The 15,392-nt window shown below is 38.7% G+C and carries 14 protein-coding genes and 1 tRNA gene; 11 read left to right on the top strand and 4 right to left on the bottom strand.

The features are described 5' to 3' along the window. The first annotated feature begins 20 nt into the window (after nucleotides 1-20). The 7 genes from ND855_RS14020 to pheS are packed head-to-tail and all read left to right on the top strand — an operon-like array spanning nucleotide 21 to nucleotide 7,652. Nucleotides 21-950 carry an ABC transporter ATP-binding protein gene (locus ND855_RS14020; RefSeq protein WP_265358840.1) on the top strand — a complete coding sequence of 310 codons (930 nt, stop codon included), beginning with the start codon at nucleotides 21-23 and terminating at the stop codon, nucleotides 948-950. Beyond that, on the top strand, nucleotides 947-1,678 hold the full coding sequence (locus ND855_RS14015; protein ID WP_265358839.1) for an ABC transporter permease: 732 nt from the start codon (nucleotides 947-949) through the stop codon (nucleotides 1,676-1,678). The genes ND855_RS14020 and ND855_RS14015 overlap by 4 nt, the downstream gene beginning before the upstream one ends. A gap of 3 nt (nucleotides 1,679-1,681) precedes the next feature. Beyond that, nucleotides 1,682-3,553, top strand: a complete 1,872-nt coding sequence (locus ND855_RS14010) for a motility-associated ABC transporter substrate-binding family protein (protein WP_265358838.1) — start codon at nucleotides 1,682-1,684, stop codon at nucleotides 3,551-3,553. Next, nucleotides 3,550-4,623 carry a hypothetical protein gene (locus ND855_RS14005; protein ID WP_265358837.1) on the top strand — a complete coding sequence of 358 codons (1,074 nt, stop codon included), beginning with the start codon at nucleotides 3,550-3,552 and terminating at the stop codon, nucleotides 4,621-4,623. Before ND855_RS14010 ends, ND855_RS14005 begins: the two co-directional genes overlap by 4 nt. A gap of 1 nt (nucleotide 4,624) precedes the next feature. Then, nucleotides 4,625-5,239, top strand: a complete 615-nt coding sequence (locus ND855_RS14000; protein WP_265358836.1) for a hypothetical protein — start codon at nucleotides 4,625-4,627, stop codon at nucleotides 5,237-5,239. Further along, nucleotides 5,236-6,630 carry a UDP-N-acetylmuramate--L-alanine ligase gene (locus tag ND855_RS13995; RefSeq protein WP_265358835.1) on the top strand — a complete coding sequence of 465 codons (1,395 nt, stop codon included), beginning with the start codon at nucleotides 5,236-5,238 and terminating at the stop codon, nucleotides 6,628-6,630. The genes ND855_RS14000 and ND855_RS13995 overlap by 4 nt, the downstream gene beginning before the upstream one ends. Beyond that, nucleotides 6,627-7,652 (top strand): phenylalanine--tRNA ligase subunit alpha, encoded by a 1,026-nt coding sequence (gene pheS / locus ND855_RS13990; RefSeq protein WP_265358834.1) that lies wholly within the window; start codon nucleotides 6,627-6,629, stop codon nucleotides 7,650-7,652. The genes ND855_RS13995 and pheS overlap by 4 nt, the downstream gene beginning before the upstream one ends. 109 nt (nucleotides 7,653-7,761) lie before the next feature. Here pheS and ND855_RS13985 read toward each other — a convergent pair whose 3' ends face one another. The 4 genes from ND855_RS13985 to ND855_RS13970 are packed head-to-tail and all read right to left on the bottom strand — an operon-like array spanning nucleotide 7,762 to nucleotide 11,515. Then, nucleotides 7,762-9,288 carry a thiolase C-terminal domain-containing protein gene (locus tag ND855_RS13985; protein WP_265358833.1) on the bottom strand — a complete coding sequence of 509 codons (1,527 nt, stop codon included), beginning with the start codon at nucleotides 9,286-9,288 and terminating at the stop codon, nucleotides 7,762-7,764. Between the two features lie 15 nt (nucleotides 9,289-9,303). Continuing rightward, entirely contained in the window at nucleotides 9,304-10,098 is a 795-nt protein-coding gene (locus tag ND855_RS13980) for a hypothetical protein (protein WP_265358832.1), read from the bottom strand. Beyond that, nucleotides 10,095-11,234, bottom strand: coding sequence for an LIC_10450 family protein (locus ND855_RS13975; protein WP_265358831.1), 1,140 nt, complete (start codon nucleotides 11,232-11,234; stop codon nucleotides 10,095-10,097). The genes ND855_RS13980 and ND855_RS13975 overlap by 4 nt, the downstream gene beginning before the upstream one ends. Continuing rightward, a complete protein-coding gene (locus ND855_RS13970; RefSeq protein WP_100715768.1) occupies nucleotides 11,231-11,515 on the bottom strand; it encodes a hypothetical protein in 285 nt (94 codons plus the stop codon). Before ND855_RS13970 ends, ND855_RS13975 begins: the two co-directional genes overlap by 4 nt. A 120-nt stretch (nucleotides 11,516-11,635) precedes the next feature. Between ND855_RS13970 and rpsT the strand changes: the two genes are divergently transcribed. The 4 genes from rpsT to glmS all read left to right on the top strand — a co-directional run bounded on the left by rpsT (nucleotide 11,636) and on the right by glmS (nucleotide 15,390). Beyond that, nucleotides 11,636-11,911: a 30S ribosomal protein S20 gene (gene rpsT, locus ND855_RS13965; RefSeq protein WP_100715767.1), complete on the top strand. Its 276-nt coding sequence runs from the start codon at nucleotides 11,636-11,638 to the stop codon at nucleotides 11,909-11,911. 104 nt (nucleotides 11,912-12,015) lie between these two features. Continuing rightward, nucleotides 12,016-12,088 (top strand) — tRNA-Val (locus tag ND855_RS13960). 105 nt (nucleotides 12,089-12,193) lie between these two features. Beyond that, nucleotides 12,194-13,570 carry a phosphoglucosamine mutase gene (glmM, locus tag ND855_RS13955; RefSeq protein WP_265358830.1) on the top strand — a complete coding sequence of 459 codons (1,377 nt, stop codon included), beginning with the start codon at nucleotides 12,194-12,196 and terminating at the stop codon, nucleotides 13,568-13,570. After that, the gene (glmS, locus tag ND855_RS13950; protein WP_265358829.1) at nucleotides 13,555-15,390 is read left to right on the top strand and encodes a glutamine--fructose-6-phosphate transaminase (isomerizing); all 1,836 of its coding nucleotides are present in this window, start codon (nucleotides 13,555-13,557) and stop codon (nucleotides 15,388-15,390) included. Before glmM ends, glmS begins: the two co-directional genes overlap by 16 nt. Nucleotides 15,391-15,392 lie beyond the last annotated feature (2 nt).

Here is a 15,392-nt window from a genome sequence, read left to right as displayed (position 1 = left end):
ACGAAAACTAAACCAAAGTTATGATACAAGTCAGCAATTTATCCAAATTTTACGGCGAAAAACGAGCCATCTCAGGGCTCAATTTTAAATTAGAGAAAGGTGAGATTGTAGGTCTCCTCGGTTTGAATGGCGCGGGAAAAACCACAACCATTCGGATCCTCACAGGGTATTTGATCCCAAGTGCGGGGGATGCCTCCATCGATGGTAAGTCTATCTTTGATTATCCATTGGAAGCAAAACAAAAGATCGGTTATTTACCAGAAACTCCGCCACTGTATGAGGATATGACGATATCCGAATACCTCCAATTTGTAGGTAGGATCAAAAAAATTGAAGAATCAAAATTACCTTTAGAGATCGAGAAGGTGATTGAAAAAACAAATCTGAGCCATGTAAAAGACAAACTCATTGGAACCTTATCCCTTGGGTACCGCAAACGAGTGGGAATTGCACAAGCCATCTTAGGGGATCCCGAGATTGTCATCATGGATGAACCTATCTCAGGTCTCGATCCAAAACAAATTGTCGAAATTAGAAGTCTTATCAGAAGTTTGGCGGGAAGTCACACGGTTCTTATCTCCAGTCATATCTTGACAGAGATTTATAAAACCTGTGATAAATTTTTGTTCCTCCATAAGGGAAGTTTAAAACAAGAACTTTCTCTCACTCGATTAGAGGAAGAGATGAACCGTCTTGCGGGTTGGGAAGTGGGACTATCAGGGAAACCAAAAGAAGAACTAAACCAATTTATGAAATCTGTACTTTCAGATGCTGATCATTATAATGAAATGGGAACAAACAAAGAAGAAGAAATGTTTTTAGTTCGCACAACAAATCCAAAACAATTCAAAGAGTCTTTGTTTTCGAAAGCATTGTCTCTTGGGATTCAAATTGAATCTTTAAAAAAACAAGATGTGTCACTTGAACAAATTTTTATGGAGAAAATATGAACTGGCAAACGGCTGTTTGGATCTATAAAAAAGAATTAAGATTATTTTTTGGAACTTATATGGGTCCACTTGTGTTAGGTGGAACTGCTTTTTTGAATGCATTGTTCGTGATGATTCTTAATTTTAATGGAACTGCCAATTATGAAATCGCAACCTACATCACTTTTATTTCATTTATGACAACCATCCTAATTGCCATGGTGATCATTTCCATGGGTTCAATAGTGGAAGAAAAAAACAAAGGAACCCTTGAGTTACTATTTACTTCTCCCATTACGGATCTAGAAATTGTCTTCGGTAAATTTATGTTTGGTGTGACTGTATGTGGTATCATTACAGTTTTCATCAATGGACTATTTCCTCTTTTACTTTATGCGTTTTGGAAGGCACCATTTTATATGGTGGCATCGGGGAGTGTAGGAGTATTTTTACTTGGTGTTTTTACATTCGCGATAGGAATGTTTGGTTCTAGTCTTGGCAAAAACCAAATGATCTCACTTCTTATCTCAGTGCTCATCATTTTGACACTTTGGGTAGTGGGTTATTTCTCGCATTTGTTCCAAGCTACTACAAGAAAAGTTTTATTCCATTTGCATATATTTTCCCACTTCGCTGCGTTTGCCAAAGGTGTTTTGCCTTTGACGGGGATTGTATTTTTCTTAAGTGGAACTTTCCTATTTTTATACTTAACCGTAAAGGTCTTGGAATCCAGGAGATGGAGAGGTTAGATCATGTTATTATCAGCTGATAGAGTTTTACCGTTTGTAAGTTTAGTTTCTCTTTTCGCCTATTTCTTGTTTGATGGAATGGTGGTGGATCCAAAACGAAAAATCATCTTTTTGGGTGTGGTGTTTTTATTTTTAGCATCAGACACAATCGTTCGTGCGTTTTCTAAAGGGATTAGAAAAGAAGACCAAAACCGATACATTGCTGCCGTATTTGGTATTGCAGCCTTTTTGTTATCTGTTTTACGTGATTTTTTAGATTTAAAACCAGTTGTTGGTTTTAATGAAGAAGTGAGCGCCATTCCAAAAGTTAGAGAATTCCTCTTATTATGTGTGGTTCTTTTTTCTTTGGTTTTCCTTTTACAAATCATCCTTCTTGAGATTGGCAAATCCTCTCTCGAAGCACAAAGTAATTTAGCAAAATCGAAAAGTTCCTTATTACAAAATGCAGTATTAGGATTTTTGTTTGTATTACCGATTCTTGTGGCAGTCAATTATTTTGCGATCAAACGGAATTATAATTTTGATTTGAGTAGCCAAGGGAAATTTTCTCTTTCCCAAATTTCAAGAAACCTCATCAAACCAATCACGCAAGATGTAACAATTACAGCGTTTTACCCAAGGCCTCTCGAAGCCGATGGGCCAGCGAATGGAGATAAATTAGCGGCTTTTGCCTTAACACGCGTAAGACCAGACATTGAGATTTTACTCGACCAAATTAAGTCTGAAAATTCTCACATTACAGTCCAGTTCATCAATGCGGATGTAGAAATTGATTTATTAAAAGAATTTGGACAAGTTTCTAATGGAACCATTTTTGTTCGTTCTAAAAAACAATCTGTATTAACATCTGCCATTCCTTTTGCAGAAGAAAGGGTAATTGCGAAAGAACCAAAGGATCTGGAAGACTTAGAACGTAAGTTAGTTGGTGCTCTTCTCAATGTCACAACCGAACAAAAAAAAGTTTATTTCACTGTTGCCAATGGGGAACGATATGGAATGGCTTTTAGGGCACTTCCAAACGAACAGGTAAACCGATTTGTATCCGCTTTACAATTCTTAAATTTTAAAGTGGCAGAACTTGGATTTGCACAAGGTTGGCCTTCCAAACTTCCAGAAGATGCAGATATGCTTGTGATCCTTGGACCAACGGTTCCGTTTTCGAAAGAAGCAAGAGATGAAATCACCAAGTACGTTTTAGAAAAAAATGGAAAAATTCTCATCACCATGGAACCAAAAGGGAGTGAGGATTTTGGTTGGTTATTACAATCAGCAGGTTTGAAGTTTAATGTTTCTCCAATGATTGAAAGGGAAGAAAAACCTGGATTTATTGTTGCAAAACGTTTCCCTGAAAATCCAATCACAGAACTTTTACAAAAAAAAGATACGGGGATTTTGTTTCCTTACAGTGGTTATTTGGAAACCGAACCCAATGCACCAACTCCATTTGTTTGGAAATCTGCCACCTTACTTGAATCTGGTTTTGATGCCTACCAAGACCTAAACAAAAATGGTAAAATGGATGCAAACGAAAAGAAAGAAAGTAAAATCCTTTCGGTAGTCTTGTCTCCTATGTCACTCACAGGGGAAAAGTCAGGAAAAATCATTCTGCACACAGGGACTAGTTGGCTTACCGATCAATTCATACCTTATGTGATGAACTCGCAATTTTCAACAGTTTCGATAACTGGTTTATTCCAAGATAATATTGTCGCTGAGATTCCATTAAAAAAGGAAGAAGTGGATACCATTTCATTATCCGACAATCAAAAGTTAGTTGCTTGGGTCATTGGAGTATTTCTATTCCCAGGATTCATTTTGGCAGTTGGATCTTACTTTGTCTACACAAGGCGTAAACATTCTTTATTAGAAGTATGAAACAAAAAATTAGTTTAGTTCTCGTTGCATTTATTGGGTTATTCCTCCTATTTTATTTAATGGAGGAACATCCAGAAAATATTTCTGAAACCAATTATTGGAAAGAAGATTGGAAATCGATCCAATACAATCCTCCAAAGTCCGATTGGTGTGGAAACTTGGTTCCTAGTTTTGCCGAATTCCCAATGGTGTTTCGAAAGATTTCACGTGGCTGGAATGAACCAGCTTTGTTTACAGTCACAACTCTTGTGAATGGAAACAATGTTGCCTATGAAGGGAATTATAATGTGAAAAATAGTTTTTCCGAACTTAGTGTACTCAAAACAAAACTCATTGAATCCTCAACAGAAGAAATCAAAAAAACTTACTGTTTGGGTGAGAATTCTCCTTCCTTATCATTGTCCGAAGAAAATGGAGCAGATATAAAATTTCAGCCTAATAAACAGTTGTTATTTGGAAAGAAGATAGGAGCTGAGGAAGGACGGATTGCGGTTTTAGTCAACGATGAGATCATTGCTCCTTATCAGTACATCATCGAAAAATTCAGAACACCCGTTTCGAATTTTAGAGAAAAAATGTATGTCACTATGAGTGAAGGTTTTATCCAAGAGCTCAAATTCACAGGACAAGGCATCACTGTCCAAGTCGAAAACAGAGCTAAAAAAAACCAATACAATGTATATGTAAATGAATGGAGTCGCACCACTGGGGAACGGATTGTATTACCTCCAGATGTGGGGAACCAATGGGAATCGGTTGTAAAAGGTTTAAAAATAGAATTTTATCCTGACGAAGTTGGGGCACCCAAGTTTCCGAGTTTGACTGAAACGACTAACCCAGAGGCCGTTTTAGAGATTACCATATCTGGTGGGAACAAAATCCGATTGTCTCTTTTCCCTGTTTGGGAATCGGAACAAGGAAGGTGGCGGCCAGTCCGAAGGCAGTTTCCTCCCTATTTCGATGAGTCCATTACTTGGATGAAAGAAGAATCCTTCCAAAATTTAGTGAATGCAGTCATGAAAGTGAAAAGTGCTTCCCGATACGAGCGTCCCAACCAGAAAATCCAATAAGGTGCAAAAAGTTTCAACCATCACACAACGGATGCAACTCATCCGTGATTTGTTTTATTCCCCGATGTCTGCTTTCGAATCGTATTACCACAAAGCAGATTTGGGTGGGCGTGACCTATGGTTTGCTCATTTGCAGTTGATGTTACTGGCACCGATTGCCAAGTTTCTAGGTAATTGCATCCAAATTCTGATTTTTAAAGTTTCGTTTGTGGAAGAGGAAACAAGACTCACTTATACCCAAGGGGTTGGAACTGTTTTCTTTTTTTACCTTGGATTCTATTTTGTCATTCGCCTTGTGGATAGTTTTCGGATGTACCACCAAATGCGTGATCGTACAAAAGATTGGGAGGGACCTGAACCTCATGTCTTTATCATATCCTTTTTGGCATTTACTGCTACATCAATCTTTTGGATTTTCCCTGCACCAATCCCCTTGTTTATGTTAGCCGTTGGTTTCCTATATTCTTTACATTTGTCTTATTTTTATTTATCCATTCGAAGGACTTGGAGTTCTTTTGATTTTTTGTTTTTTTTAATGAAAGTAGTCTTATTCTTTTTGGTTCTACTTTCGATTCCTTTATTCCTTTATAACCTCATTAGGACGGTACTCTTTTGAAGATATTTTTGGTCGGAATCGGCGGAATTGCCATGGGCAATTTAGCATATATGCTCAAACAACAAGGTCATGATGTTTCTGGTTCAGACCAAAACCTATACCCTCCAATGTCTGATAAATTAGAGGAGTGGGGTCTTTCACCTAAATCTGGTTATCGCAAAGAGAATGTAAAAGGGGCAGACCTTGTCATCATAGGCAATGCCATCTCTCGTGGAAATCCAGAGGTCGAAGAAGTATTAAACACAGGGATTGAATACATGAGTATGGCGGAAGCCATTGGACATTTTTTTCTGAAAGGGAAAAAACCAATCGTGATTTCTGGGACTCATGGCAAAACCACTACCACCTTTCTCACACATTGGATTTTGGAATCCATTGGACTCAAACCCGGCCTCTTTGTAGGTGGAATTCGAAAAGATGGATTCCCTGGATTTGCTCTAGGAGAGGGAGATTATTTTGTCATCGAAGGTGATGAATATGATTCTGCTTTCTTTGATAAAAGTTCCAAGTTTTTACACTATAGACCTTATTACCTTGTAATGAACGCACTTGACTTTGACCATGCTGATATTTTTGCCAATTTGGATGCTATCAAAGTCATGTTCAAACGGTTGTTAAACTTAGTTCCTAGTCGTGGGAAGGTTTTTTATTGGAAAGGATCCAAAAATTTAAGTGATATTACAAAAGACTACCAACATGCACCTGTCGAAACGTTTGAGTTAGGCGATAAAAATTCCATTTTTAAATATGAAAAAGGAATTTTAACAGAGATCCGCACTAAATCCAAGTTAAAACCATCTCTGATTGGATCACATAACTACCGAAATGTGGAAGTAGCAGTACGTGTTTGTTTGGAAATTGCCCCCCAAAAACGAAAAGAAATTTTGGAAGCAGTGGAAACATTCCCTGGTGTCAAACGTAGACAAGAAAACCTATATGTGTCCGACATGAGTTTACTTGTGGAAGACTTTGCCCACCACCCTGTTGCCATCCAGGAAACCATCAAAGCACATAAAGAAGCCTATCCTGGTTACAAAATCATTTCTCTTTTTGAACCAAGAAGTGCTACTTCTCACAGAAATGTGTTCCAAGATGATTTTGCCAAATGTTTCAAAGGAAGTGATGTGAGTATTGTCACAGAAGTTTACCAAGTAGACAAAGTGAGTAAGTCTTTTCGTCTCAATGTGAAAAAATTGGTAAAGGACATCAAAACCAATACCAAAAAAGAGTCTGTTTACGCTCCATCTCCTAAAGACATTCCTTCACTTTTAAAAAAGATATTACCAAAATACAAAAATGACAAACTCATCATCCTTGCCATGTCGAATGGTGCGTTTGGTGGAATTTATTCTGAACTAAAATCCTTAATGGAATCACGAGAATCAATATGAGCCTATCCCAAGAAATCGCATCACTCGTCAAAGAGGCAGAAACTGTATTAAGTTCTGCAACGAATGAACAAGAGTTAGATGCATTTAAAAATCAGTTCCTTGGTAAAAAGGGAAAACTTACCTCTGTCCTTAAGGGCCTTGCGTCTCTAACTGTGGAAGAAAAAAAGACGGTCGGAAAAGAAGCAAACGAAGCTCAAACGCGGCTTGAATCCTTTGTTGAAACCAAACGAATTTCCCTCAAAGAAAGTTTTTATGAGAACCAATTGGGTAAGGAATTTTTTGATACACTCCGCCCACTTCCTAAAAAAGAAAGAGGGAGTTTACATCCTATTTCCCAAATCCAATACGAGATCGAAGATATCTTCACTTCGATGGGTTTTTCTGTGATGGATGGACCCGAAGTGGAAACGGATGAAAACAATTTTGCTGCCTTAAACTTTACGGACGACCACCCTGCACGTGATATGCAAGATACGTTTTATACAGTGGATGGCAATTTACTTCGAACTCATACATCCGCCATCCAAGTACGTGCCCTACGAAAACTAAAACCACCTTTCCGTATCATTGCACCTGGTCGTGTATTTCGGTATGAAGAAGTGGACGCCTCTCATGAAAATACCTTTTACCAAGTAGAAGGAATGGTAGTGGGAGAAAATATCTCCGTTGCCCATTTGATTTATACGATGGAGACACTTCTCTCTCGTGTGTTCCGTAAGGAAATCAAAACAAGACTTCGCCCCGGTTACTTTCCGTTTGTGGAACCAGGGTTTGAACTCGATATCAATTGCCTTGTTTGTAATGGAGATGGGTGTAGTGTTTGCAAACAATCGGGTTGGCTCGAACTTCTCCCTTGTGGGTTAGTCCATCCGAATGTCTTAGAAGCCGCTGGTCTTGATTCCAAAAAATGGACAGGGTTTGCCTTTGGACTCGGACTTGACCGATTGGTGATGATGCGTTACGGAATCCATGACATCCGTTATTTCCAATCAGGGAACTTACGTTTTTTGAAACAGTTTTAGTTAGGAAGCTACAAAGCGATAGGATAGGATTCAATTCAATCCGTACTTGAATCGATGATCAGAAAAAACCAGTGAAGGACAAACAATCCTCACTGGTTTTTTTGTATCCTTACACCACCACTGCTTGGATTTTACCATCGATCACTTGGAATTCCACTTTGGTTTTTCCAAGTTCCAATCCATCCTTCGATACGATCTCTTTTCCTTCTTTGTCATAAAGATTGGTAAGTACCATTTCTCCATTCTCTTTGGTCGAACAGACAATGAGATACGGTGGTTTTTTTTCTCCGCCTGGGTTGAAGTAAATTGTCGTCGCAGAAAGAATGGTGGCTTTTTCCTTTTCCTTGGGACTTGGAACATTCACCTCTAATGGTTTTAAGTTCATAGGTTCTTTTGGTGTTTTTTCGATTTTGTCTTTGGAAAAAAGGATCACAGAATTGATGCTATCAATCCCACCATTGCCTCCAAGCAAACTCACCTTAGGTGGTTCACTCAAACCATTTGGCAGAGGATGGACAGAAAGTCCATATTGGCTACAGACATCCACAAGTCCAGTTGCACCAGAGAGTGCCATCGCTGCTTGGTAATTTAAAATCCCACCACCTAAATTGATAGGGATCTCCTTTGTTCCATTGGAGATTTTCCCTTGGCGAAGGGCAGTGGCTGTTTCTTTGGGAGACACTCCAAAATACAAAGAAGCCTCATGGATGATCATCCCTGTAAAACAATCATAAATCCACGCATATTCAATCTCCGATCGATTGATTCCACTGGAAGCAACTGCCCTTTCACAAGCAAGGCCAGCAGGGCTTTTTAAATCCTTTTTTTGGATGAGGTATTCGGCATGAGCACTATGTCCAGAACCAATCACATAGATGTGTTTGGCATCAGATTTTATCACCTTATTTTCAATTAACTTCTGTTTCATGGCCTCAGACGTAATGAGGGTAGCAAATCCATGATCCGTGACTATGGCAATCATCGGCGTGCTATAAACCCCTGAAAGTGGTTTCTTTAGTTGTTTCTCCACCAATGGTTTTTGGTATTGGAAGGCACGAGGATTGGTTTCTGCTAATGATCGAAAGTGTTTTGTGATCTCTTCCAAGTCATCACTTGTCACACCAGTATCGAACATCATCCGTTCACATAACAGTGAATAGAGACCAATGAGTGTAGCTCCATACGGCATCTCCCAATCTTTATGACAAACAGTCGCTGTGAGTCGTTTTAAGTCGGATACCTGTTTGAACACTGACTTTGGAATATCAGCTGCAGCTACAAGAACCACAGCATAGGGATTGGCTTTTACAATCGTATGAGCTTGTTGGATTGCCCCACCCACACTTGCCCCACCTAGGTCCACCGTATGGCAGGCAAGACCTCCAAATCCCATATCGTTTGCATCTTTAATCGTAAACCCATACCCTTCTCTGCCGAGGGACTGCGCTTCGACTGAGACAAAATCGGTAAGGTAGGGTTTGATGGTGTCTCTATTGGTTCCTAAGAATCCAAACAGTTTGTCTACTGAGTTAAAAAGTAAGGAATGGTATTTCTCGAGGGAAGTTAGTTTTTTATAAACTTCCGCATCAAATTCTGATTCAATTGTGTCGCTGACACCAAGTAAAATAGGGTCCATGAAGCCACATTTGAATCAACCTTCGATATTCATCAACGCATTCATTCGAAAATCTTGTATGATTTGTTTGCATCGTTCAGTGATACGGTTCAAACTTTCCCCAAACTTTTTGCCGTTGTATGCATTAAAGGCATTTGGGTATTCTTTTTCATTCACTTGCACAATCATGTCTGGATTAATTCTGTTTTTTGCCACTAAGTCTTGGACAGCAACAATGATATTCTTTAGGGCAATACAGCCATCTTTTAAAAGATTTTGAGATGCCTTTTCAATCACGATAGCATTGCCATTCGCATCTAACAAGGTTTTCATGAACTCTTGCATTTTCATGGAAGGTAATCCTCGGCGAGTGAGTCCAATTCGTTCCACTTGTAAAACTGCATCTTGTAAATGTGAGTATTCAGGTGTTCCCTTAAAAACATAAATGAGAACAGGCAGTTCGATTTCTGTAAAATCCAACATAGCGCCATAAAAATATCGAGTTTCCACTTTTGCCAACGGATGGAAGTCTACCTTTTTATAATTGGCTAATTTCTCAATCGACTCATCCATAATACGATTGAGTGTTTGGGCTTTTGCAGCTTCTTTTTTGGCAGCAAGTTCTTGGAATTTTGATTTGAGTTGTTCTAAAAAAGTAACTTCTTCTGTGAGAAATTTTGAAATGTTTCCACGAAGTTTCAATACTTGTAAGTATCGTTGTTCAAAGCCTGTTTGGTCAAATGCCTTAGGATTGAGTTTTCCATGTTCTCTATATTCTGATCGTATTTTTTCTAATATGGCTTTTGTTTCTGCTTCTGACAGTTCTTTCATTTCGATTGTTTCCAGTTTTCAATTTCCAAAATGGTTTTGTCTAAATCCTGTGCAAAATATAGAGACGCGTTCTTTGCATCTACAAACATTAATTGGTTTGCATACTGTAATTGTTTAACTTGAATTTCATTTTTGAGATTCAATATATTCAATAACTGCAAACTCAATTTTTTAAGATCTTTGATGATCGCATCGGTATGCCTTTGCATTTCAAACAAGTGTAGGTTGTTTAATTTTTCCTTATCCGATTCGATTAACTTCATCTCTTCCCGTTTTTCCACAGGTGCTTTGGAAATGTAATAGGTAATTGGACGAGGATAAGAGGTCATTTCCTTATGCAAATCGATCATTTTATCGATGGCTTCAAAAACCGTTGCTTCCATTTCTCTGGAAAAATTCCCTACAATATTTTTATTTTCGGAAGGGTCCCCAGTGAGCTCAAAAATACGAGAGGATTGTAAGTTACGAATGATGGCAGTGATTCTTTCTCTGTAAGTGGCGATGATTTTTAAAAAATCATCAATTCGTTGTTGGGCCGTTTTTTCCCCGGTTCCTTCTTCGAGTCTGGTGTTTGCATTGATTTGAGTGTGGTCAATGTCTTCCTCAGGTTTAGGAGGTTCGGGTGTATTTAACAGACCTTCGTGTGAGAGAGTTTCTTCTGGTTTCGGAGGTTCTTCCCCATCAAAGATATCCAAATCCACATCCTCACGCATCAGGTTTTCCTCAACAACTGGAGAAAGTTTGTCTTTGGAAATCTCAATTGTTTTGGAGGTTTTTTCAGGTGTGGTTGGTTTTGGGTCTGGTGTGGAAATTAATTTCCCTAAAATTGGATTTGCCCTTAGGTCCTCTGAAATGATGGGTGGAGGAGGCGGAGTTTGGTTACCAGATTTTGTCTCGTTTGATGTTCCTTCCCCTTTGGGATTTGTTGTTTGGTGGTGAGGGACAAGTTCAAAATGATTCCCAACTAGTTTTAGGATCTCAATCCTACGGATTTCTTTGTTGAATCTCAGGGCATAACGATTGTTATCTTTATCAATATAACGTTGTTGGATTTGTGAAATGGATAATTTAAGTGGGTCGATTTCTGAAATCGAATCAATTTTTATATAATGATATTTTGATCTTTCAGGAGTCACAATCGTAAAATTTCCAACAAAGCTTCTGTGAAAGCATATGAGAGTAACACGTTCGGGTCAACTTCCTTCTCCCTAGAAATCATACTTAATGTAAAAAAATCATACCTCGATAATTCCAACCTCTCATAATGCCCCATCTCACCTCTCGGAAAGACCCCAGGTTCCAAACCCTCTAACTTTAAGGATAAGATAGCCATTTTTATGACAAGACCGAGGTCTAAGTGGCGCTCTTTCAAAATTTTGTAGAGTTCGGAATCAATCCAGATCAGTGCAGAAAACATACAAACCTCTTAGGAAGGAGGTTCGAGCCGGGGGATTTGGTTCTCATTTTTTTCTCTTTCGCCTTGACCGTCAGAGTGGTACTCAAAAGATAAGTAAAAATTCCTCATAGGGGACATTCCTTGGCTAATTTAAAATCATCTAAAAAAGACATCCGTAGAACTGCTCGTAGAAAAGAGCGAAATGGGGAAGACCGTAGTGAATTACGCACTTACGCACGCCTTCTCATTAAGGCCATTAAGTCTGGCGACAAAACGGAAGCATTATCTGTTTTCTCAAAACTTTCTTCAAAATTGGACCGTGCAGCGAAAACAAAACTCATCCATAAAAAAAATGCAGATCGTAAAAAATCTCGTATGGCACTTCGCATCAATTCAATTGAGGCAAAAGCCGCCTAACATTCGCTTTTAGCACCTTGGAATGAGGCCACCACCGTGTGGCCTTTTTTATTTCTATTTCTCATTTACAGAATTCGAACACCTAATTTACTGGTCATAACAACGGGCGATTAGCTCAGCTGGGAGAGCAGCTGCCTTACAAGCAGCGGGTCGGCAGTTCAATCCTGTCATCGCCCAAACCGTTTACCTCACACTCTATTTTTTATTTCCACATCACAGACACATCTCACAAAGCAAAAAGATAGACTTACAGTGCGAATCCACGAGCCTTGATAGTATTGTATGCATTTTACAAAAGAGTATGATCTGTCCTCCCTTATGATTTCGATCTCCGGTGTTCGGGGAAAAATTGGACAAGGATTTGGATTGGAGGAAGCACTCGCTTTTTCGAAATCCTTTGCAACCATCATGAATGGTGGAACTGTAGTGATTGGTAGGGACTCAAGGCCAAGTGGCCCTTATTTAGAATCCCTTCTCACCTCAGCTTTGTTAGCCTCTGGAAGTTCTGTATTAACCTTGGGTCTTGTTCCCACACCCACAACAAAAGCAGTTGTCAATTTAGCAAAAGCAAACGGTGGGATTATGATTTCTGCATCTCACAACCCAATGGAATGGAATGCCTTTAAATTTATTTCCAAAAAAGGGTTTTTCTTTTCGGCAGAAGAAAATCAAAAATTACTTTCGATCCTGCAATCAGGAAGTTATACCAAAGAACAAATTTCTCCTAAAGGTTATCTTGATTCTGGTGAAGACTATATCGAATTACATTTATCATCAGTTTTAAAACGAGTGAACGTAAACAAAATCAAAAAGAAAAAGTTCACAGTATTTGTAGATGCAGTGGGTGGAGCTGGGTCTTATGTAGTTCCCAAGTTTTTACAAATGTTAGGTTGTAAAGTAATCTCACATAATTGTAAACCAGATGGAACGTTCCCTCGTCCTCCAGAACCTACAGCGACAGCTTTAAAAACAGTAGAACCAAGTTTTAAAAAATCCAAAGCAGATATTGGTTTTGCTCTTGATCCAGATGCTGACAGGTTAGTTTTATTCACTCCAAAAAGAGGAGCAATATCAGAAGAATACACTCTTCCTCTTGCCCTTATGAATGTTCTCTCATCAAACAAAAAGAAATCGAAGGTAGTTGTGAATCTTTCGACTTCTTTTTTAAATGAAGAGGTTACCTCTCGTTTTGGCGGAGAGGTGATCCGAAGTAAAGTAGGTGAAGCGAATGTTGTGGAAGAAATGATCAAAACCAAAGCAGTGTTTGGTGGAGAAGGGAATGGTGGAATTATAGATCCAAACATTCCTTCTTTTGGTCGTGATACATTATCTGGCATTGCCCATATCCTAAATATCATGGCTGAAACAGGGAAGTCCATTGATGCACTTATGGATGAGTTACCGAACTTGTATATGGACAAACAGTCCTTCCCATTGGCAAAGGGAATGTCTTTAGAAACTTTATATGAAAAATTTCAATCTGAGTTTTCTCCCAAACTCATTTCCGATAAAGATGGATTGTGGATGTATGTTTCCGATTCTTGGATCCACATTCGACCTTCCAATACGGAACCAATCTTTCGAGTGATAACAGAAACAAAATCCAAATCTGATTTGGAATCTACCTTAAAGAGGGTAAAACAATGTGTGGAATCGTAGGTTATTTAGGAAAAAGACAGGCATTACCTGTCATTATCAAAGGTCTTAAACGTTTAGAGTACAGAGGTTATGATAGTGCTGGTGTTGCTCTTTTAAATGGCGGTTTAGAAATCGTCAAAAAAAAAGGAAAAGTTGCCGACTTAGAAACCGAAATCGGAAATCGAAAATTAGAAGCAAGCCTTGGAATTGGACACACTCGTTGGGCGACACACGGTGAACCTAATGATCGTAATGCGCACCCACATACTAGTTCAGATGGTAAGTTAGCCATCATTCATAATGGTATCATTGAAAACTATAGTTCCATCAAAAAGGAACTCGAAAGTAACGGCCACGTTTTTAAGTCCGATACTGATTCTGAAGTCCTCATCCACTTAATTGAAGAAATCAAAAAACAAAACCAATGTAGCATCGAGGAAGCGGTTCGTCTTGCTTTAAACGAAGTTGTTGGTGCATATGCAATTGTTGTTCTTTCTAAAGACAATGAAAGGAGTATGATTGCCGCAAGAAAAGGATCACCCTTGGTCATTGGTATTGGTGAAGATGAATACTTTGTTGCGTCTGATGCAACGCCTATCATTGAATACACAAACAATGTTACCTATCTCAATGACCAAGAAATGGCTATCATCAAAGACGGAAGTTTGGTTGTTAAAAACTTAGAAAATGTAACGAAAACTCCTTTCATTCAAAAATTAGAATTAGATTTAGAAGACATTGAAAAGGGTGGATACCCTCACTTCATGCTCAAAGAAATTTTTGAACAACCAAAATCAATCCAAGATGCAATGCGTGGGCGATTGGTTTCTCGGGAACACCATTTGTTCTTAAGTGGGATTGACCAATACTTAAATCGATTTTTAAATGCGGATCGATTGATTTTGGTTGGTTGTGGAACATCTTGGCATGCGGGTCTCATTGGAGAGTATTTATTTGAAGACCTAGCACGGATTCCAACAGAAGTAGAATATGCATCTGAATTTCGTTATCGAAATCCAATCGTAACAGAAAGAGACGTGGTAATTGCAGTGTCTCAATCTGGAGAAACAGCGGATACTCTTGCAGCGATCGAATTGGCCAAATCAAGAGGTGCTCTGATCTTTGGTGTTTGTAATGTTGTGGGTTCGTCCATCGCAAGGGCATCCCATGCTGGAGCTTATTTACATGCCGGTCCTGAAATCGGAGTTGCTTCCACCAAAGCATTTACATCTCAAGTTTCGATCCTCACGATGATGGCATTGTATTTAGGATTAAAAAAAGGATCAATTTCCTTATCTGATTACCAAACACTTTTATTAGAGCTTGATTCCATCCCTGATAAAGTGGCAAAAATTTTAACCAAAGATGAAGAGATACGAAATATCTCTGAACATTTTTATCGGGCATCTAACTTTCTTTATTTGGGACGTGGGTTTAACTTCCCAGTTGCTTTGGAAGGTGCTTTAAAGTTAAAAGAAATTTCCTATATCCATGCAGAAGGTTATCCTGCAGCAGAAATGAAACATGGCCCAATTGCACTCATTGATGAAGATATGCCAGTTGTTTTCATAGCTACAAAGGATAGTTCCTATGAAAAAGTGATTTCCAATATCCAAGAAGTAAAAGCAAGAAAAGGTAAAGTCATTGCAGTTGTTACGGAAGGAGATACAGAAATCAAAGGAATGGCAGACTTTACTTTCGAAATTCCGAAAACGGCAGATGCCTTAGTTCCTTTACTCGCAGTCATTCCATTACAACTTTTATCTTACCACATAGCAATTCTTAGGGGATGTAATGTGGACCAACCTAGAAATTTAGCAAAATCTGTTACTGTGGAGTAAAA

This window comes from Leptospira paudalimensis, from assembly GCF_026151345.1.
In the GTDB taxonomy this organism is placed as follows: Bacteria; Spirochaetota; Leptospiria; order Leptospirales; family Leptospiraceae; genus Leptospira_A; species Leptospira_A paudalimensis.
The sequence above is the reverse complement of the archived record's forward strand: the minus strand, read 5'-3'. Positions and strand labels throughout refer to the sequence as shown.

Bases quoted from the DNA above. Each gene is read 5' to 3' on its own strand.
- ND855_RS14020 (WP_265358840.1), top strand. From the start codon at position 21: ATGATACAAGTCAGCAATTTATCCAAATTTTACGGCGAAAAACGAGCC.
- ND855_RS14015 (WP_265358839.1), top strand. From the start codon at position 947: ATGAACTGGCAAACGGCTGTTTGGATCTATAAAAAAGAATTAAGATTA.
- ND855_RS14010 (WP_265358838.1), top strand. From the start codon at position 1,682: ATGTTATTATCAGCTGATAGAGTTTTACCGTTTGTAAGTTTAGTTTCT.
- ND855_RS14005 (WP_265358837.1), top strand. From the start codon at position 3,550: ATGAAACAAAAAATTAGTTTAGTTCTCGTTGCATTTATTGGGTTATTC.
- pheS (WP_265358834.1), top strand. From the start codon at position 6,627: ATGAGCCTATCCCAAGAAATCGCATCACTCGTCAAAGAGGCAGAAACT.
- ND855_RS13985 (WP_265358833.1), bottom strand. From the start codon at position 9,288: ATGGACCCTATTTTACTTGGTGTCAGCGACACAATTGAATCAGAATTT.
- ND855_RS13980 (WP_265358832.1), bottom strand. From the start codon at position 10,098: ATGAAAGAACTGTCAGAAGCAGAAACAAAAGCCATATTAGAAAAAATA.
- ND855_RS13970 (WP_100715768.1), bottom strand. From the start codon at position 11,515: ATGTTTTCTGCACTGATCTGGATTGATTCCGAACTCTACAAAATTTTG.
- glmM (WP_265358830.1), top strand. From the start codon at position 12,194: ATGCATTTTACAAAAGAGTATGATCTGTCCTCCCTTATGATTTCGATC.
- glmS (WP_265358829.1), top strand. From the start codon at position 13,555: ATGTGTGGAATCGTAGGTTATTTAGGAAAAAGACAGGCATTACCTGTC.